Source organism: Pseudomonas sp. 22082 (assembly GCF_052046055.1).
GTDB classification, from domain to species: Bacteria; Pseudomonadota; Gammaproteobacteria; order Pseudomonadales; family Pseudomonadaceae; genus Aquipseudomonas; species Aquipseudomonas pharyngis.
The window spans coordinates 33,614-50,746 of record NZ_JBQEQB010000011.1; the positions used below are offsets into that span (position 1 = coordinate 33,614).

General features: G+C 61.4%; 17 protein-coding genes. 12 read left to right on the forward strand and 5 right to left on the reverse strand.

Going from position 1 to position 17,133, the window contains the following annotated elements; all coding sequences use genetic code 11:
- The first annotated feature begins 71 nt into the window (after window positions 1-71).
- Both ACTJK9_RS14700 and ACTJK9_RS14705 read left to right on the forward strand, forming a co-directional pair.
- Window positions 72-803: a carbonic anhydrase gene (locus ACTJK9_RS14700; RefSeq protein WP_064592510.1), complete on the forward strand. Its 732-nt coding sequence runs from the start codon at window positions 72-74 to the stop codon at window positions 801-803.
- A 90-nt stretch (window positions 804-893) separates the two neighbouring features.
- Window positions 894-2,420, forward strand: a complete 1,527-nt coding sequence (locus tag ACTJK9_RS14705; protein WP_064592507.1) for a SulP family inorganic anion transporter — start codon at window positions 894-896, stop codon at window positions 2,418-2,420.
- A 51-nt stretch (window positions 2,421-2,471) separates the two neighbouring features.
- On the opposite strand, the gene ACTJK9_RS14710 is transcribed toward ACTJK9_RS14705, so the two are convergent.
- A complete protein-coding gene (locus tag ACTJK9_RS14710; protein WP_440814570.1) occupies window positions 2,472-3,104 on the reverse strand; it encodes a hypothetical protein in 633 nt (210 codons plus the stop codon).
- 369 nt (window positions 3,105-3,473) lie between these two features.
- On the opposite strand from ACTJK9_RS14710, the gene coxB reads away from it, so the two are divergent.
- The 4 genes from coxB to ACTJK9_RS14730 all read left to right on the forward strand — a co-directional run bounded on the left by coxB (window position 3,474) and on the right by ACTJK9_RS14730 (window position 7,768).
- A complete protein-coding gene (gene coxB, locus ACTJK9_RS14715) occupies window positions 3,474-4,601 on the forward strand; it encodes a cytochrome c oxidase subunit II (protein WP_440814572.1) in 1,128 nt (375 codons plus the stop codon).
- Window positions 4,602-4,683: 82 nt separating this feature from the next.
- On the forward strand, window positions 4,684-6,276 hold the full coding sequence (gene ctaD, locus ACTJK9_RS14720) for a cytochrome c oxidase subunit I (RefSeq protein WP_085612523.1): 1,593 nt from the start codon (window positions 4,684-4,686) through the stop codon (window positions 6,274-6,276).
- Between the two features lie 27 nt (window positions 6,277-6,303).
- Window positions 6,304-6,855 (forward strand): cytochrome c oxidase assembly protein, encoded by a 552-nt coding sequence (locus ACTJK9_RS14725; RefSeq protein ID WP_011331799.1) that lies wholly within the window; start codon window positions 6,304-6,306, stop codon window positions 6,853-6,855.
- 25 nt (window positions 6,856-6,880) lie between these two features.
- Window positions 6,881-7,768: a cytochrome c oxidase subunit 3 gene (locus tag ACTJK9_RS14730; RefSeq protein WP_011331798.1), complete on the forward strand. Its 888-nt coding sequence runs from the start codon at window positions 6,881-6,883 to the stop codon at window positions 7,766-7,768.
- Between the two features lie 9 nt (window positions 7,769-7,777).
- Here the strand turns inward: ACTJK9_RS14730 and ACTJK9_RS14735 are convergent, their stop codons facing one another.
- Window positions 7,778-7,981, reverse strand: a complete 204-nt coding sequence (locus ACTJK9_RS14735) for a twin transmembrane helix small protein (protein ID WP_064592503.1) — start codon at window positions 7,979-7,981, stop codon at window positions 7,778-7,780.
- Between the two features lie 72 nt (window positions 7,982-8,053).
- Here ACTJK9_RS14735 and ACTJK9_RS14740 point away from each other — a divergent pair, with 72 nt between their 5' ends.
- From ACTJK9_RS14740 to ACTJK9_RS14760, 5 genes are read left to right on the forward strand one after another with little or no spacing between them, the layout of a single operon-like run.
- Window positions 8,054-8,794 carry an SURF1 family protein gene (locus ACTJK9_RS14740; RefSeq protein ID WP_085612522.1) on the forward strand — a complete coding sequence of 247 codons (741 nt, stop codon included), beginning with the start codon at window positions 8,054-8,056 and terminating at the stop codon, window positions 8,792-8,794.
- Window positions 8,760-9,353 (forward strand): hypothetical protein, encoded by a 594-nt coding sequence (locus tag ACTJK9_RS14745; protein WP_064384047.1) that lies wholly within the window; start codon window positions 8,760-8,762, stop codon window positions 9,351-9,353. The genes ACTJK9_RS14740 and ACTJK9_RS14745 overlap by 35 nt, the downstream gene beginning before the upstream one ends.
- 10 nt (window positions 9,354-9,363) lie before the next feature.
- Window positions 9,364-10,443, forward strand: coding sequence for a COX15/CtaA family protein (locus tag ACTJK9_RS14750; protein ID WP_440814577.1), 1,080 nt, complete (start codon window positions 9,364-9,366; stop codon window positions 10,441-10,443).
- Window positions 10,431-11,330, forward strand: coding sequence for a heme o synthase (gene cyoE, locus ACTJK9_RS14755; protein ID WP_085606403.1), 900 nt, complete (start codon window positions 10,431-10,433; stop codon window positions 11,328-11,330). Before ACTJK9_RS14750 ends, cyoE begins: the two co-directional genes overlap by 13 nt.
- The gene (locus ACTJK9_RS14760) at window positions 11,327-11,962 is read left to right on the forward strand and encodes an SCO family protein (protein WP_440814579.1); all 636 of its coding nucleotides are present in this window, start codon (window positions 11,327-11,329) and stop codon (window positions 11,960-11,962) included. Before cyoE ends, ACTJK9_RS14760 begins: the two co-directional genes overlap by 4 nt.
- Window positions 11,963-12,136: 174 nt before the next feature.
- On the opposite strand, the gene ACTJK9_RS14765 is transcribed toward ACTJK9_RS14760, so the two are convergent.
- From ACTJK9_RS14765 to ACTJK9_RS14775, 3 genes are all read right to left on the reverse strand, one after another.
- Window positions 12,137-12,910 (reverse strand): MetQ/NlpA family ABC transporter substrate-binding protein, encoded by a 774-nt coding sequence (locus tag ACTJK9_RS14765; RefSeq protein ID WP_085647188.1) that lies wholly within the window; start codon window positions 12,908-12,910, stop codon window positions 12,137-12,139.
- A 74-nt stretch (window positions 12,911-12,984) separates the two neighbouring features.
- A complete protein-coding gene (locus tag ACTJK9_RS14770; protein WP_007953997.1) occupies window positions 12,985-13,659 on the reverse strand; it encodes a methionine ABC transporter permease in 675 nt (224 codons plus the stop codon).
- Complete coding sequence (locus tag ACTJK9_RS14775) at window positions 13,659-14,666, reverse strand: methionine ABC transporter ATP-binding protein (protein ID WP_007953999.1); 1,008 nt, start codon at window positions 14,664-14,666, stop codon at window positions 13,659-13,661. Before ACTJK9_RS14775 ends, ACTJK9_RS14770 begins: the two co-directional genes overlap by 1 nt.
- 260 nt (window positions 14,667-14,926) lie before the next feature.
- On the opposite strand from ACTJK9_RS14775, the gene katE reads away from it, so the two are divergent.
- Window positions 14,927-17,068 carry a catalase HPII gene (katE, locus tag ACTJK9_RS14780; protein ID WP_440814582.1) on the forward strand — a complete coding sequence of 714 codons (2,142 nt, stop codon included), beginning with the start codon at window positions 14,927-14,929 and terminating at the stop codon, window positions 17,066-17,068.
- Window positions 17,069-17,133 lie beyond the last annotated feature (65 nt).

Here is a 17,133-nt window from a genome sequence, read left to right on the forward strand (position 1 = left end):
TCTAAACAGCCACTGGCTTCACACCGGAATACACGGGAACGACTCCCCGAATCCGCCAATGAGGATGAATCATGAGTGACAAGGATAAACAGCCGTTGGCTGCGTCGGCGCAAGCCGCCCCTGTGGCGGAATCCGCCGATGCAGCGTTGAAGCGTATCGTTGACGGCTTTTTGCATTTTCATCATGAGGTCTTTCCGCAGCAGGAAGAACTCTTCAAGAAACTCGCCACGGCCCAATCGCCACGGGCCATGTTCATCACCTGCGCCGACTCGCGCATCGTTCCTGAACTGATCACCCAGAGTTCGCCCGGCGATCTGTTCGTGACCCGTAACGTCGGCAACGTCGTGCCACCCTACGGCCAGATGAACGGCGGCGTTTCCACCGCCATCGAATACGCGGTACTGGCCCTCGGCGTGCAGCACATCATCATTTGCGGCCACTCCGACTGCGGCGCCATGCGCGCGGTACTCAATCCGGACAGCCTGGAAAAGATGCCGACGGTCAAAGCCTGGCTGCGCCACGCCGAAGTCGCGAAAACCATGGTGCATGACAACTGCAACTGCGCCGACGAAAAAGAAAGCATGCCGATCCTCACCGAGGAAAACGTCATCGCCCAACTGCAGCACTTGCGTACCCATCCTTCGGTAGCCTCGCGCATGGCGAACGGTCATCTGTTCATCCATGGCTGGGTCTACAACATCGAAACCAGCGAAATCAAAGCTTACGACGCGGATCAGGGATGCTTCCTGCCGCTCGACGGCAGCCATCCGATTCCGGTGGCGACGCCCAAAGCGCGCTTCTAAATCCTCCTTAAAATCCGTGTGGTTTGACGCCGGCCGCTGTTTCAGCGGCCAGGCCTTGCCACGCCTGAAGAAAACTTCGGGAGTATCGCCATGCGTGCGGCTCAATTGAAAGCTGTGTTGCCACGGGAGCTGCTCGCTTCGGTGGTTGTGTTTCTGGTCGCGTTGCCGCTGTGCATGGGCATTGCCATTGCGTCAGGGCTGCCGCCGGCCAAAGGCCTGATCACCGGGATCATCGGCGGTCTGGTGGTGGGCTGGCTGGCGGGGTCGCCGTTGCAGGTCAGCGGGCCGGCGGCGGGTCTGGCGGTGCTGGTGTTCGAGCTGGTACGCCAGCATGGCATCGAAATGCTCGGGCCGATCCTGCTGCTCGCCGGTTTCCTGCAACTGGTAGCGGGACGCCTGAAGCTCGGATGCTGGTTCCGGGTCACGGCGCCAGCGGTGGTGTACGGCATGCTTGCCGGTATCGGTGTGCTGATCGTGCTCTCACAGGTGCATGTGATGCTTGACGCGTCACCGAAACCCTCTGGTCTGGACAATCTGACGGCATTTCCCGGCGCAGTGGCGCAGGCCTTGCCGTCCTTTGGCTGGCAGGCCGGGCTGCTCGGGCTGTCGACCATCGCGGTGATGTGGCTGTGGGAAAAATTCCGCCCGCATTCGCTGCGTTTCATTCCCGGCGCGCTGCTCGGGGTCGGGCTGGCGACAGGTGCCAGCCTTTTGCTGGCGCTGCAAGTGAAGCGGGTTGAAGTGCCGGCGAATCTGGCCGAAGCCATCGACTGGCTGAAACCGGCGGACCTGCTCAGCCTTGCTGACCCGACGCTGCTGATCGCCGCGTTCGCTGTCGCCTTCATCGCCAGCGCCGAAACCCTGCTGTCCGCCGCCGCAGTGGATCGCATGCACAGTGGCGCGCGTTCGGACTTCGACCGTGAGCTGTCGGCGCAAGGCGTCGGCAACATGCTTTGCGGTCTGGTCGGCGCGCTGCCGATGACCGGGGTGATCGTACGCAGTTCGGCCAACGTCCAGGCCGGCGCCACCACGCGCTACTCGACGATTTTCCATGGCCTGTGGCTGCTGGCGTTCGTGCTGTTGCTGTCGAGTGTACTGCAGAGCATTCCGGTGGCGAGTCTGGCGGGCGTTCTGGTCTACACCGGTTTCAAACTGGTGGATCTCAAGGCGTTCCGTGGTCTGGGGCGTTATGGGCGGATGCCGATGTTCACCTACGCCGCCACGGCGCTGGCGATCATCTTCACCGACCTGTTGACGGGCGTATTGATCGGTTTCGGCCTGACTTTGTTGAAACTGGCGTTCAAGGCCTCGCGCCTGAAAATCAGCCTGATCGATCTGCCGCAGGAAGGGGAAATGGAGTTGCGTCTGGTGGGCGCCGCGACGTTCCTCAAGGTGCCGGCACTGACTCAGGTGCTGGGCAGCATTCCGCCGGGCACGACGGTGCATGTGCCACTCAACAACCTGAGCTACATCGACCATTCGTGTCTGGAACTGCTTGAAGAGTGGGGCCGGGCGAATGCGGCCAAGGGGGCGAAACTGTTGATCGAGTCGCGTGGATTGAAGCGACGGCTCGAGGGACGGATCCGCACCACCACTGGGATCGGAGCGGCGGGCTGAAAACATTTGGGGGAACAGAGCAATCTGTTCCCCCAATCGTTTGCGCCGAGATCAAGCCGCAGGCTGATCCAGTTCCAGGCCCACGCCCAGACGGCGACTCATGCACGGCCAGCGTTTCCACGCCGCGCCGGTGTCCGGGCTGCTGAGTTTCTCGCGGTAGGCTTCCACCGACTCCAGCGCAAAGCTGTCGTCGTCGAGCATGCTGTCCACCGCGTGATGCACCACTTCGTCGAGTTGGTTGGCAAATTTCTCACCGATCAACTGGTGAGCAATCAGATTGGCGACCGTCATGTCCAAGGGGATCAGTGGCTGGCCGAAATGCTTGATGTACAGGTCGTTGACCTCTTCGACGAAACGGTGCGCCAGATAGGCTTCGTCCAGCAGACTGTCCAGGCCCACGGGCGGCTGGAGGAAGTACTGCTCGGCGATTTTCAGCACCGGTTTGATCTGCGATTCGATTCCCGCTTCCCTGGCGACTTCATTGGCTGCATCCAGCAGGTCTGGCACTTCGTCGATGTAGGCGGCGACAAAACGCGTCAGCACGCCGTTGGCGTCGGTTTCCGGCAACTGGATCGCCGGGTGCAGGTGTTGCAGTTGGGCTTCGAGCTGACGGGTCAGCTTTCCGGTTTCAATCTCGTGTTGTCGGGCTATGTGTATTTGCTCGCGCAATGCGGCGGTGTTCATGAAAACTCCAGGAAACAAGGCAATGAAATAGGGAAGACATAACTTAGCTGGCTTACGAAAAATGCTAAGACGCATTTGTCATAATTATTTCATCCTTGATGCACCGGCGTTATATCGGTTTGCCACCACTCGTCTGCATCCTTCTCCATTCGTGCCCTGGAACGCAAGCGTCAGCTGTTTCATTCGATTTACGTCCTCACATTGCATTTCTCGGTGGCTGTCTATACTCGCCATTGAATGGAGTTAGCTGATGACGCCCGACTGCCCACGCAGCAAGGCCCGGCGATTCAAGTTCGTAGTCTGATGCAGCCGCTCCCTTGCCTCTGGTGAAAGCCGGCGGGATAACAAGAACGATAAGGGGAACCCGCAATGATGCGACATCCACACGTCTGGATGGGCCTCCTGTTGTGGTCGATTTTCAGCCCGGTGCACGCTGCCTGGACTGTGAATATGGCGCCTGGAGCGACTGAAATCAGTCACGCAGTATTCGACCTGCACATGACCATTTTCTGGATCTGTGTGGTGATCGGGATCATCGTCTTCGGCGCCATGTTCTGGTCGATGATGGTGCACCGCCGTTCTACCGGGCAGGTCGCCGCAAAATTCCACGAAAGCACCACCGTCGAAATTCTCTGGACCGTCGTCCCGCTGCTGATTCTGGTGGCGATGGCCGTTCCGGCGACCGCGACCCTGATCAAGATGTACGACACCAGTGAGCCGGATATCGATATCCAGATCACCGGTTATCAGTGGAAGTGGCACTACAAATACCTGGGCCAGGACGTCGAGTTCTTCAGCAACCTGGCCACGCCCGCCGAGCAGATCCACAACAAGGAAGCCAAGGGCGAACACTACCTGCTCGAGGTCGACAAGCCGCTGGTACTGCCGACCGGGGCCAAGGTGCGCTTCCTCGTGACCTCCGCCGACGTGATCCACTCCTGGTGGGTGCCGGCCTTCGCGGTCAAGCGCGATGCGATCCCCGGGTTCGTCAACGAAGCCTGGACCCGCATCGACAAGCCCGGCCTCTACCGTGGCCAGTGCGCCGAACTGTGCGGCAAGGACCACGGCTTCATGCCGATCGTGGTCGACGTCAAGGAGAAGGCCGACTACGAAAAATGGCTCGCCGAGCGCAAGGCCGAAGCGTTGCAGCTCAAGGAGCTGACCAGCAAGGAATGGACCCTCGACGAACTCAAGGAACGTGGCGACAAGATCTACCACACCACCTGCGTCGCCTGTCACCAGGCCGAAGGCCAGGGCCTGCCGCCGATGTTCCCGGCCCTCAAGGGCTCGAAAATCGCCACCGGCCCGAAAGAAGGCCACTTGAGCATTGTCTTCCACGGCAAGCCCGGCACCGCCATGGCGGCGTTCGGCAAGCAGCTGTCGGAAGTCGATATCGCAGCGGTCGTGACCTACGAACGTAACGCCTGGGGCAACAACAAGGGCGACATGGTCACGCCAAAAGAAGTGCTGGAGCTGAAACAGGCGGAAAGCAAATGAGCCGGTCTATTGCGTACTTCGTGAACCGGTCGGGGCCCTGCGTCCCGGCCTGCCCAGTCCACTCACTTGAAGGAGACCGGCCATGAGCGCTGTCATCGATGACCACGGTCATGCCGACCACGACCACGCCCACGGCCCCGCCAAAGGCCTGATGCGCTGGGTGCTGACCACCAACCACAAGGACATCGGCACGCTGTACCTGTGGTTTGCGTTCTGCATGTTCCTGCTCGGCGGCTCGTTCGCCATGGTGATCCGCGCCGAGCTGTTCCAGCCCGGCCTGCAGATCGTGCAGCCGGAATTCTTCAACCAGATGACCACCATGCACGGGCTGGTGATGGTATTCGGGGCGGTGATGCCAGCGTTCGTCGGCCTCGCCAACTGGATGATCCCATTGATGGTCGGCGCGCCGGACATGGCCCTGCCGCGGATGAACAACTTCAGCTTCTGGCTGCTGCCGGCGGCGTTCCTGCTGCTGGTCTCGACCCTGTTCACCGCCGGTGGCGGGCCGAACTTCGGCTGGACGTTCTACGCACCGCTGTCCACCACCTATGCGCCGGAAAGCGTGACGTTCTTTATCTTCGCCATCCACCTGATGGGGATCAGTTCGATCATGGGCGCGATCAACGTGATCGCCACCATCCTCAACCTGCGCGCCCCCGGCATGACCCTGATGAAAATGCCGCTGTTCGTCTGGACCTGGCTGATCACCGCGTTCCTGCTGATCGCGGTGATGCCGGTGCTGGCGGGGTGCGTGACGATGATGCTGATGGACATCCACTTCGGCACCAGCTTCTTCAGTGCTGCCGGTGGCGGTGACCCGGTGCTGTTCCAGCATGTGTTCTGGTTCTTCGGCCACCCCGAGGTGTACATCATGATCCTGCCGGCCTTCGGTGCCGTCAGCCAGATCATTCCGACCTTCTCGCGCAAGCCGCTGTTCGGCTACACCTCGATGGTCTACGCCACGGCGAGCATCGCGTTCCTGTCGTTCATCGTCTGGGCGCACCACATGTTCGTGGTGGGCATCCCGCTGGTGGGCGAGTTGTTCTTCATGTACGCGACGATGCTGATCGCGGTGCCGACCGGGGTGAAAGTGTTCAACTGGGCCAGCACCATGTGGCAAGGCTCGATGACCTTCGAGACGCCGATGCTGTTTGCCGTGGCGTTCGTGATTCTGTTCTCCATCGGCGGTTTCTCCGGGCTGATGCTGGCCATCGCCCCGGCCGACTTCCAGTACCAGGACACCTACTTCGTGGTCGCGCATTTCCACTACGTACTGGTGCCGGGGGCGATCTTCGGGATCTTCGCGTCGGCCTATTACTGGCTGCCGAAATGGACCGGCCACATGTACGACGAAACCCTGGGCAAGCTGCACTTCTGGCTGTCCTTCGTCGGCATGAACCTGACGTTCTTCCCGATGCACTTCGTGGGCCTGGCGGGCATGCCCCGGCGGATTCCGGACTACAACCTGCAGTTCGCCGACTTCAACATGGTCTCGTCGATCGGCGCGTTCATGTTCGGCGCCACGCAGATCTTCTTCCTGTTCATCGTGATCAAGACCATCCGTGGCGGCGAACCGGCTCCGGCCAAACCGTGGGATGGCGCCGAAGGTCTGGAATGGAGCGTGCCGTCTCCGGCGCCGTATCACACCTTCACCACGCCGCCGGAAGTGAAATGAACCCTGTAGCCGTTGAGGGCCGCCACCATGGCTGACTCGATTTCGATGAAGAAGCTGGTCACCCGACTGCTCGGCGTGGTGGTGGCGATGTTCGTCTTCGGCTTTGCCCTGGTGCCGATCTACGACGTGATGTGCAAGGCGTTCGGCATCAACGGCAAGACCGCCGGGCAGTACGAGGGCGAGCAGACCGTCGATGCCTCGCGGCAGGTGCGGGTGCAGTTTCTGTCGACCAACACCGCCGACATGCCATGGGATTTCTACCCCAAGCATGACGAACTGACGGCCAACCCCGGCGCGGTGAACGAGATGATCTTCATTGCGCGCAACCCCACCGACAAACCGATGAGCGCGCAAGCCGTACCGAGCATCGCGCCGAGCAATGCGGCGGCGTATTTCCACAAGACCGAATGCTTTTGTTTTACCCAGCAGGTGCTGCAGCCCGGTCAGCAGATCGAGATGCCGGTGCGTTTCATCGTTGACCGCGACATGCCCAAGGACGTGAAGCACCTGACGCTGTCCTACACGCTGTTCGATATCACCGCCCGACATCCTCCGGTGGCTGCAAACACTGGCGGTTAAGCGTGCCCGATAAGGAGAACAATAAATGGCAACTCATGAGCACTATTACGTCCCGGCCCAGAGCAAGTGGCCGATCGTCGCCACGGTGGGGATGTTCGTCACCGTGTACGGCCTGGCGACCTGGTTCAACGATCTGAAGGCAGCGCGTCCGGAATCCCACGGCCCGCTGATCTTTTTCGTCGGCGGCCTGTTGCTGGCGTACATGCTGTTCGGCTGGTTCGGCACGGTGATCAAGGAAAGCCGCGCGGGGTTGTACAGCCCGCAGCTGGACCGCTCGTTCCGCTGGGGCATGAGCTGGTTCATCTTCTCCGAGGTGATGTTCTTCATCGCCTTCTTCGGCGCGCTGTTCTACGTGCGACACATTTCCGGCCCGGCGCTGGGTGGCGAAGGCACCAAAGGCATCGCCCACATGCTCTGGCCGAATTTCCAGTTCACCTGGCCGCTGCTGCACACGCCGGATCCGAAACTGTTCCCGCCGCCCAAGGAAGTCATCAGCCCCTGGGGCCTGCCGCTGATCAACACCATCCTGCTGGTGAGTTCCAGCGTGACCATCACCATCGCCCACCACGCGCTGAAGAAAGGTCATCGCGGCGCGCTGAAACTGTGGCTGGCGATCACCGTGCTGCTGGGCTGCGCGTTCCTCGGTTTCCAGGCCGAAGAATATATCCACGCCTACCACGAACTGGGGCTGACCCTCGGCTCGGGCATCTACGGCGCGACGTTCTTCATGCTCACCGGTTTCCACGGCGCCCACGTGACCATCGGCACGATCATTCTGTTCGTGATGCTGATGCGCATCATGAAGGGCCACTTCGACAACGAACATCAGTTCGGTTTTGAAGCGGCAAGCTGGTATTGGCACTTCGTCGATGTGGTGTGGATCGGCTTGTTCATCTTCGTTTACGTGCTCTGAGGAACAGAGCTACCAAGGCGCGTGCGACACCAGTTGGCCGCTGTAGAAACCCCAGGCGATCAGGCCGACGGTGACAGCGGCCAACGTCACCCGAACACTCAAGGCGATCACCAGCCGATTCGAGCTGCTGTCGTCCTTGACCAGGAAAAACAGGCCGCTGAACAGGCTGACCACCGTGGCAATCAGCATCAGGACGATGGCTGCTTTGAGCATGGGAAGAACTCCGGGGGAACAAGCGATGCAGTTGAGTATAGCGATCGCACTGACTGATTTTCTGGCGCGACCATGAAGCGCTTCCGGCCGGGCGTGGTGCCGACACTGGTGGTCGGCCTGCTGCTGCCGTTGCTGATTTCGCTGGGCTTCTGGCAACTGGGCCGGGGCGCGGAGAAAACCGCCCTGCTCGCCAGCTACGCCGAACGCCGCGCCGCCGAACCGATGGCCAGCACCGAGTTGCTGCACAGCGCCGATCCGGCCTTTCGCCGGGTGCATCTGCACGGCCAGTTCGATGCCGCCCACAGCCTGTTGCTGGACAACCGTCAGCGCAACGGCAAGGTCGGTGTCGAATTGCTGCAACCGTTTCAGGATCAGCGCAGCGGCCAGTGGCTGCTGGTCAATCGCGGCTGGCTGCCGTGGCCGGACCGGCGCACGGCACCGCAATTCAACACCCCGACCGATGCCGTGAATGTCGATGCCTGGGTGTATGTCGCCCCCGGCGCCACCTTCCAGCTGCATGCCGATCCGGTCAGCAGCACCTGGCCGCAAACCGTCACCGCCATCGACCCCGCGAAGTTGTGGAAAACCCTCGAACGCGACGGCTTCGCCTACGAATTACGCGCCGAACCCGGCCCCGCCAGCTATCAGGCCGACTGGCCGGTGGTCGCGATGGGCCCGGAAAAACACCTCGGTTACGCCGTGCAGTGGTTCGCCATGGCCACCGCCCTGCTCGGTCTCTACCTCTATCTCGGCTGGCACAACGCAAAGGAGAAACACCATGGGAGCGGCCATGAATCCACCCAGCATGTCTGAAACGAAAGTCCCGGCCAGTCGCCGTCGCGGACGCATCCAGCTGCTGCTGATCGTGCTCGGCGTGGTCGGTCCGATGATCCTCGCCACCGGCATGTACAAGTTGCAGTTCTGGGTGCCGGAAGGTCGCAGCTACCACGGCGAACTGATCGGCAACGGCCAGACCCGCGCCGACCTTGGCATCCAGGCTGACGAAACGCGCTGGCAGATGCTGGTTACCGCACCGAAGGATTGCGCGGTGGACTGCCAGCAACTGGTGTACCTGGCGCGGCAGATCCAGATCGGCCTGGGCCGCGAAGCCGGGCGCGCCAGCCACGCCCTGGCCGCTGCACAACCGTTGGCTGCCGACTACGAAGCCAAGCTGACCCGCGAATATCCGCAGCTGCAACGCTACCCGCTGGACGCAGCCACCTTCAGCAAGGCCACGGGCGACAAGGCCACACCGCAGCTGTGGATCATCGACCCCCACGGCAACCTCGTGCTGCGTTACGACCCGAGCGTCAAGGGCAAGGATCTGCTCAACGACCTGCGCCACCTGCTGAAACTGTCGAACATCGGATAAGGGCATCGTCATGGCCAAACCTGGATTTCGCCTCGCGCTGTTTGCCACCCTGCTGGCACTGATCGTCGTGCTGCTCGGCGCCTACACCCGCCTGACCCATGCCGGCCTCGGCTGTCCGGACTGGCCGGGCTGCTACGGATTCATCAGCGTGCCGAAAAGCGAAGCCCAGCTGGCCCATGCCGAACTGCATTACCCCGACTCGCCAGTGGAGGCGCACAAAGGCTGGAACGAGATGATCCACCGCTACTTCGCCGGCACCCTCGGCCTGCTGATCTCGGTGTTGGCCGGGCGCGCGTGGGTCAATCGTCGTCATCCCGGGCAACCGCTGAAACTGCCGCTGTTTCTGCTGGCGGTGGTGTTCGCCCAGGCAGCGTTCGGCATGTGGACGGTGACGCTCAAACTCTGGCCGCAAGTGGTGACCGGGCATTTGCTCGGTGGCTTCGCGACCCTGAGCCTGCTGTTTCTGCTGACGTTGCGACTGTCCGGCGTGCTGCCGGCGCTGACCGTGCCCAAGCGTCTGCAATATTGGGCGACTGCCGGATTGCTGTTGGTGATCGGCCAGATTGCCCTCGGCGGCTGGGTCAGTTCCAACTACGCGGCGGTGGCCTGCATCGACTTCCCGACCTGCCACGGCCAATGGCTGCCGCCGGCGGATTTCGCCAACGGCTTTCACCTGACCCAACACATCGGCCCCAATTACCTGGGCGGGCAACTCGACAGCGATGCACGCACGGCGATTCACCTGACCCACCGCATCGGCGCGCTGCTGGTGACGGTCGTCCTGCTCGGTCTGGCCTGGCAACTGAAAGTGGTGGGCATGACACGACTGGCCGGGCTGGTGCTGATCGCCCTCGGCGCGCAGATCACCCTCGGCATCAGCAACGTGCTGTTCCATCTGCCGCTGCCGGTGGCCGTGGCGCATAACGCCGGCGGTGCAGCGCTGCTGCTGACGATGGTGCTGGTCAACTATCACGCGCGGACCAGTCTGGTTCGGGTCAAGCAGCCGATGATCGCGCGCTGGCGCCTGAGCCCGCGTAAACACTCGGCGGCGCCCATCACTATTAAAGGAGAGACGCCATGGCGATTCTGATCGGCGAACGTCCGGCGCAGGCGCTGTGGCGTGATTACCTGGAGCTGACCAAACCGAAAGTCGTGGTGCTGATGCTGATCACCTCGCTGGTCGGCATGTTCCTCGCGACCCGCGCCGGGGTGCCGTGGACGGTGCTGGTGTTCGGCAACCTGGGGATCGCGTTGTGTGCCGGTGGCGCGGCGGCGGTCAATCACGTGGTGGACCGGCGCATCGATGCGGTCATGGCCCGCACCCATAAACGGCCGCTGGCGGAGGGCCGGGTTTCGCCCACGGCGGCACTGACCTTTGCGCTGGTGCTGGCGCTGCTCGGCCAGGCCTTGCTGCTGACTTTCACCAACCCGCTGACTGCCTGGCTGACCCTGGCCTCGCTGCTCGGCTACGCGGTGATCTACACCGGTTTCCTCAAACGCGCGACGCCGCAGAACATCGTCATCGGTGGCCTCGCCGGCGCCGCGCCACCACTGCTCGGCTGGACCGCCGCCACCGGCCACGTCAGCGCCGAACCGCTGCTGCTGGTGCTGATCATCTTCGCCTGGACCCCGCCGCACTTCTGGGCGCTGGCCATCCATCGCAAAGAGGAATACGCCAAGGCCGACATTCCGATGCTGCCGGTCACCCATGGCGAGCACTACACCAAGGTGCACATTCTGCTGTACACCTTCGCCCTGCTGGCGGTCAGCCTGTTGCCGTACGTGATCCACATGAGCGGCCTGCTGTACCTGATCTGCGCGCTCGGGCTGGGCGCCAGGTTTCTGCAATGGGCCGTGGTGCTGTACCGTGGCACCCGGCCGCACGCGGCGATCAACACCTTCAAGTACTCTATCTGGTACTTGTTTCTGCTGTTCATCGCCCTGCTCGTAGACCACTACTTACTGTTGAACCTATGACTCGAACACAGAAAACCGTCTTCATCCTCGTCGCCGTGATCGCGCTGATCCTCGGCCTGACCGTCAACAAAGTGCTGAGCGGCAAGGGCCAGGGCGACCCGACCGCACTGATCGACGCCGGCATCATCCTGCTGCCGCAGAGCCGCAACCTGCCGGACGTGACGATGACCAATCAGGACGGCCAACCGGTTACGATCAACGAGCTCAAGGGCAAGTGGAGCCTGCTGTTCTTCGGCTATACCTTCTGCCCGGACATCTGCCCGACCACCCTCGCCCAGCTGCGCCAGATCAAGAGCGAACTGCCGAAGGATGCCGTGGACAAGTTGCAGATCGTGCTGGTCAGCGTCGACCCGAACCGCGATAACCCTGCGCAGTTGAAACAGTACCTGGGCTACTTCGATCCACAGTTCATCGGCCTGACACCAAAGTCCATCGACGAGCTGCAGAAGATGGCGAACGCGGTGAGCATTCCGTTCATTCCGGCGGACACCAGCAAGCCGAATTACACGGTGGATCACAGCGGCAACCTGGCGGTGATCGGGCCGGACGGGACACAGCGCGGGTTTATTCGGGCGCCGTTGAATAATGCCAAGCTGGTGGCGCAACTCCCGATTATGCTCAACCGCAAGTAAGAACAGCACTGTTCCAATATGGAAGCGGGCTTGCTCGCGAATGCGGTGTGTCAGTCGACCTATGTTTATCTGACCCACCGCTTTCGCGGGCAAGCCCGCACCCACAGGGGCTGTGTTTTGGGCACAAAAAAAGGGGACGCCAATGGCGTCCCCTTTTTCGTTGCGGCGTCCGAATCAGAACGCCGGCAGCACCGCGCCTTTGTACTTCTCGGTGATGAATTTCTTCACTTCCGGGCTGTGCAGCGCAGCGGCCAGTTTCTTCATGGCATCGCTGTCCTTGTTGTCCGCGCGGGACACCAGGATGTTCACGTAAGGCGAGTCGCTGCCTTCGATGACCAGCGCGTCCTTGGATGGATCGAGCTTGGCTTCCAGCGCGTAGTTGGTGTTGATCAGCGCCAGATCGACCTGGGTCAGCACGCGCGGGATGGTCGCGGCTTCCAGTTCACGGATTTTCAGGTCTTTCGGGTTCTGGGCGATGTCCTTGACGGTCGACAGGATGTTGGTCGGATCCTTCAAGGTGATCACGCCGGCCTTGGCCAGCAACAACAGCGCACGGCCGCCGTTGGTGGCGTCGTTCGGGATCACCACGTTGGCGCCGCTTGGCAGCTCTTCGATTTTCTTGAACTTGCTGGAGTAGGCGCCCAGCGGTTCCAGGTGCACGCCGGTCACGGACACCAGGCTGGTGCCCTTGGCCTTGTTGAACTCATCGAGGTACGGCTGGTGCTGGAAGAAGTTGGCGTCCAGACGCTTCTCGGCCACCTGGACGTTCGGCTGTACGTAGTCGGTGAAGACCTTGACCTTCAGATCCACGCCTTCTTTGGCCAGAGCCGGCTTCACGAATTCGAGGATTTCCGCGTGCGGTACCGGAGTGGCAGCAACGGTCAGGGTTTCGTCGGCGTGGGCCGAGAACGCTGCAACGGCAGCCAGGGCAACGATCAGTTTTTTCATTCAGCTAACTCCTTTTTACGGCGCCCGTCTGGCGCCTGCCAGCGAATGGCCGGCTCATGTCATTACAAAACCGGTTATTTGCGCGAGAAGTGCACGACCAGTCGGTCGCCGACCATTTGCAGCACTTGCACCAGAATCAGCAGCAACACCACGGTAACGATCATCACGTCGGTCTGGAACCGCTGGTAACCGAAACGGATCGCCAGGTCACCCAGGCCACCGGCACCGACCACCCCGGCCATCGCCGTGTAGGAAACCAGTGTAATCGCCGTCACCGTAATCGCTGCGAAGATGCCTGGACGGGCCTCCGGCAGCAAAGCGTTCATGATGATCTGGCGAGTGGTCGCGCCCATCGACTGGGTCGCTTCGATGATGCCGCGATCGACTTCACGCAGGGCGGTTTCCACCAGCCGCGCGAAGAACGGCGTTGCACCTACCACCAGCGGTGGAATCGCACCGGCCACGCCCAGCGAGGTGCCGGTGATCAGCACGGTGAACGGGATCATCACGATCAACAGAATAATGAACGGCAGCGAACGCAGGATGTTCACCACCAGCGACAGCAAGGCGTACACGCCTTTGGCTTCGAGCAACTGGCGTGGGCTGCACAGGAACAACAGCACGCCCAGCGGCAGGCCGAGCAGCACGGTGAACAGCAGCGAACCGCCGAGCATCATCATGGTGTCGCCGGTTGCGAGCCAGATTTCGTACCAGTCGATATTGGTGAAGAAACTCATCAGGTCTTCCATTAGCGCAACACCTCCATATGAACGTCAGCGGCGGTGAAGCGGGCGAACGCCGCTTCCATGTCGCCACCGGTGACGGCGAGGGTCAATTGCCCGTAAGGAATGTCTTTGATGCGGTCGATACGACCGGCCAGGATGCTGTAGTCCACACCGGTTTCCCGGGCGACGGTACCGAGCAACGGCGCGTAGGTCGCTTCGCCCTGGAAGGTCAGACGCACGATGCGGCCCGGCACGTGAGCGAAGTCATCGCGCTGCTCGCTTTCGTCGATCTGCTCGCTTTCCTGAACAAAGCGCTTGGTGGTCGGGTGTTTCGGATGCAGGAACACATCGGCTACCGAACCTTGCTCGACAATCACACCGGCATCCATCACGCCGACCTGATCGCACACGCGGCGGATCACATCCATCTCGTGGGTGATCAGGACGATGGTCAGCTTCAGCTCGCGGTTGATCTCGGCCAGCAGTTGCAGGACCGACGCCGTGGTCTGCGGGTCGAGGGCGCTGGTGGCTTCGTCGCACAGCAGGATCTTCGGTTTGGTCGCCAGGGCGCGGGCGATGCCGACACGCTGCTTCTGACCGCCGGACAGCTGCGCCGGGTACTTTTTGGCGTGATCGGACAGACCGACCCGCGCCAGCAACTCGGCCACACGCTGGTCGATCTCGGCGCGGGACAGTTCACCGGCCAGGGTCAGCGGCAGCGCGACGTTGTCGGCCACGGTCTTGGACGCCAACAGGTTGAAGTGCTGGAAGATCATCCCGACCTGCTGACGGAAACGGCGCAGGCCGTTGGCGTCCAGCGCGGTGACTTCTTCGCCGTCGACGATGATCTTGCCGCCACTGGATTGCTCCAGGCGATTGATCAGACGCAGCAGGGTACTTTTTCCCGCGCCGGAATGGCCAATCAGGCCGAACACCTGACCGTTCTCGATGGAGAAGCTGGTCGGGTGCAGCGCGGTGATGTCCTTACCGGCGACGCGGTAAGTCTTATGGACGTTTTGAAACTCGATCACGTAGCGAACCTTGTGGGGCGCGTTGGAAAAGGATCAGCGGTTAGCCGGGCGCGCATTTTAGCCTGTCCGTATAGAGGTTCTTAGCATTTATTTCGCAAATAACCTTCGATTTGGCAATAACAGGATCAAAGGTCATAAAAAAGGAACGCCCGAAACCCTCGTTAGTCACTACTTAAGCGACTTGAAAACCCTGGGTGCCGTGCCTGGGAAACACTCAAGCGTCCCGGAGCAATCCCGGGACAAACAGGAGTTCATGACTGATGAGTACCAAGAAACCTGCCGATGACAAAAGCCAACTGGCCGGCACCGATACCCCGGATCGCGCCAATACCAACGCCAAACTCGACAGCCTGGAAAAGTTTCGCTCCGACGCTACCGGTCAGGCCCTGCGCACCAACCAGGGCGTGAAAATTGCTGATAACCAGAACACCCTCAAGGCCGGGGCTCGCGGGCCGTCGCTGCTGGAAGACTTCATCATGCGTGAGAAGATCACGCACTTTGACCATGAACGGATTCCCGAGCGCATCGTTCACGCCCGCGGCACCGGCGCCCATGGATTCTTTCAAAGCTACGAGAACCATGCGGCGCTGACCAAGGCCGGTTTCCTGCAGGATCCGGGGAAGAAAACTCCGGTGTTCGTGCGCTTTTCCACGGTCCAGGGGCCGCGCGGCTCCGGCGACACCGTCCGTGACGTGCGCGGTTTTGCTGTGAAGTTCTTCACCGAAGAAGGCAACTTCGATCTGGTCGGCAACAACATGCCGGTGTTCTTCATTCAGGACGCGATCAAGTTTCCTGACTTCGTCCACGCGGTGAAACCCGAACCGCATAACGAGATCCCTACCGGCGGCTCGGCCCACGACACCTTCTGGGACTTCGTGTCCTTGGTGCCGGAATCGGCGCACATGGTGATCTGGGCCATGTCCGACCGGGCCATCCCGAAAAGCCTGCGCAGCATGCAGGGCTTCGGCGTGCACACCTTCCGGCTGATCAATGCCGAGGGCAAATCGCGCTTCGTCAAATTCCACTGGCGCCCTACTGCCGGCACTTGTTCGCTGGTATGGGACGAGGCGCAAAAACTCGCGGGTAAAGACACCGACTACCATCGGCGCGATCTCTGGGAAGCCATCGAAATGGGTGACTACCCGGAATGGGAACTCGGCGTTCAGGTCATCGAAGAGGAAAACGAGCACGACTTCGATTTCGACGTCCTCGACCCGACCAAACTGATTCCCGAAGAAATCGTTCCGATCACGCCGCTGGGCAAGATGACCCTCAACCGCAACCCGGACAACTTCTTCGCCGAAACCGAGCAGGTCGCGTTCTGCCCCGGCCATATCGTGCCGGGGATCGACTTCTCCAATGACCCGCTGCTGCAAGGTCGGCTGTTTTCTTACACCGACACGCAGATCAGCCGACTCGGCGGGCCGAACTTTCATGAGCTGCCGATCAACCGCCCGGTAGCACCGTTCCACAATGGCCAGCGCGATGCCCAGCACCGTACAGTGATCGACAAGGGCCGTGCCTCGTATGAACCCAATTCCATCGATGGCGGTTGGCCGAAAGAGACGCCACCGGCCGCGCAGGACGGCGGCTTCGAGAGCTACCCGGAACGTATCGACGCCAACAAGATCCGTCAGCGCAGCGAGTCGTTCAGCGACCACTTCTCCCAGGCGCGGCTGTTCTTCAACAGCATGAGCCCGCACGAAAAGGAGCACATCATCGCCGCCTACAGTTTCGAACTGGGCAAGGTCGAGCGTGAGTTCATCCGGGCGCGGGAAGTGAACGAGATTCTCGCCAACATCGATCTGGACCTGGCCAAACGCGTGGCGGCCAACCTGGGTCTGCCAGCGCCAGGCAAAGGCACCGTGGACGTGCCGAAAACATCACTGGATCGCTCGCCGGCGCTGAGTCAGGCCAACCTGCTGCCGGAGAACATCAAGACCCGAAAAGTCGCGATCCTGGCGGCCAACGGCGTCGATGGTGCGGCGATTGATGCGATGAAGCAGGCGCTGGCGGCAGAAGGTGCGCACGCCAAACTGCTCGGCCCGACCTCGGCGCCGGTGAAAACCGCCGATGGCAAAAGCCTGGCGGTGGATGCGTCGATGGAAGGTTTGCCTTCTGTGGCGTTCGATGCGGTGTTCGTGCCGGGTGGCGCGGCGTCGGTCAAAACGTTGAGCGGTGACGGCGTGGCGTTGCATTACCTGCTGGAGGCGTACAAGCACTTGAAGGCGATTGCGCTGCATGGCGAGGCCAAACAGTTGCTGGATGTGCTGAAACTGGAGGCGGATGCGGGGTTGATCGAAGGCAAGGATGTGCAGGCGTTGACCCAGCCGTTCTTTGCGGCGATCGGGCAGCATCGGGTCTGGGATCGGGAGCCTAAGGCCAAGGCCATTCCAGCTTAAGGTTGCTGGTTGACTGAAAGGACGCCTTCGCGAGCAAGCCCGCTCCCACAGGAATCATGTTGTAC

Coding starts and splice junctions, on each gene's coding strand:
- ACTJK9_RS14735 (WP_064592503.1), bottom strand. CDS start 7,981: ATGCTCAAAGCAGCCATCGTCCTGATGCTGATTGCCACGGTGGTCAGC.
- ACTJK9_RS14740 (WP_085612522.1), top strand. CDS start 8,054: ATGAAGCGCTTCCGGCCGGGCGTGGTGCCGACACTGGTGGTCGGCCTG.
- ACTJK9_RS14705 (WP_064592507.1), top strand. CDS start 894: ATGCGTGCGGCTCAATTGAAAGCTGTGTTGCCACGGGAGCTGCTCGCT.
- coxB (WP_440814572.1), top strand. CDS start 3,474: ATGATGCGACATCCACACGTCTGGATGGGCCTCCTGTTGTGGTCGATT.
- ACTJK9_RS14760 (WP_440814579.1), top strand. CDS start 11,327: ATGACTCGAACACAGAAAACCGTCTTCATCCTCGTCGCCGTGATCGCG.
- ACTJK9_RS14770 (WP_007953997.1), bottom strand. CDS start 13,659: ATGGAAGACCTGATGAGTTTCTTCACCAATATCGACTGGTACGAAATC.
- ACTJK9_RS14765 (WP_085647188.1), bottom strand. CDS start 12,910: ATGAAAAAACTGATCGTTGCCCTGGCTGCCGTTGCAGCGTTCTCGGCC.
- cyoE (WP_085606403.1), top strand. CDS start 10,431: ATGGCGATTCTGATCGGCGAACGTCCGGCGCAGGCGCTGTGGCGTGAT.
- ACTJK9_RS14700 (WP_064592510.1), top strand. CDS start 72: ATGAGTGACAAGGATAAACAGCCGTTGGCTGCGTCGGCGCAAGCCGCC.
- ACTJK9_RS14730 (WP_011331798.1), top strand. CDS start 6,881: ATGGCAACTCATGAGCACTATTACGTCCCGGCCCAGAGCAAGTGGCCG.
- katE (WP_440814582.1), top strand. CDS start 14,927: ATGAGTACCAAGAAACCTGCCGATGACAAAAGCCAACTGGCCGGCACC.
- ctaD (WP_085612523.1), top strand. CDS start 4,684: ATGAGCGCTGTCATCGATGACCACGGTCATGCCGACCACGACCACGCC.
- ACTJK9_RS14750 (WP_440814577.1), top strand. CDS start 9,364: ATGGCCAAACCTGGATTTCGCCTCGCGCTGTTTGCCACCCTGCTGGCA.
- ACTJK9_RS14710 (WP_440814570.1), bottom strand. CDS start 3,104: ATGAACACCGCCGCATTGCGCGAGCAAATACACATAGCCCGACAACAC.
- ACTJK9_RS14745 (WP_064384047.1), top strand. CDS start 8,760: ATGGGAGCGGCCATGAATCCACCCAGCATGTCTGAAACGAAAGTCCCG.
- ACTJK9_RS14725 (WP_011331799.1), top strand. CDS start 6,304: ATGGCTGACTCGATTTCGATGAAGAAGCTGGTCACCCGACTGCTCGGC.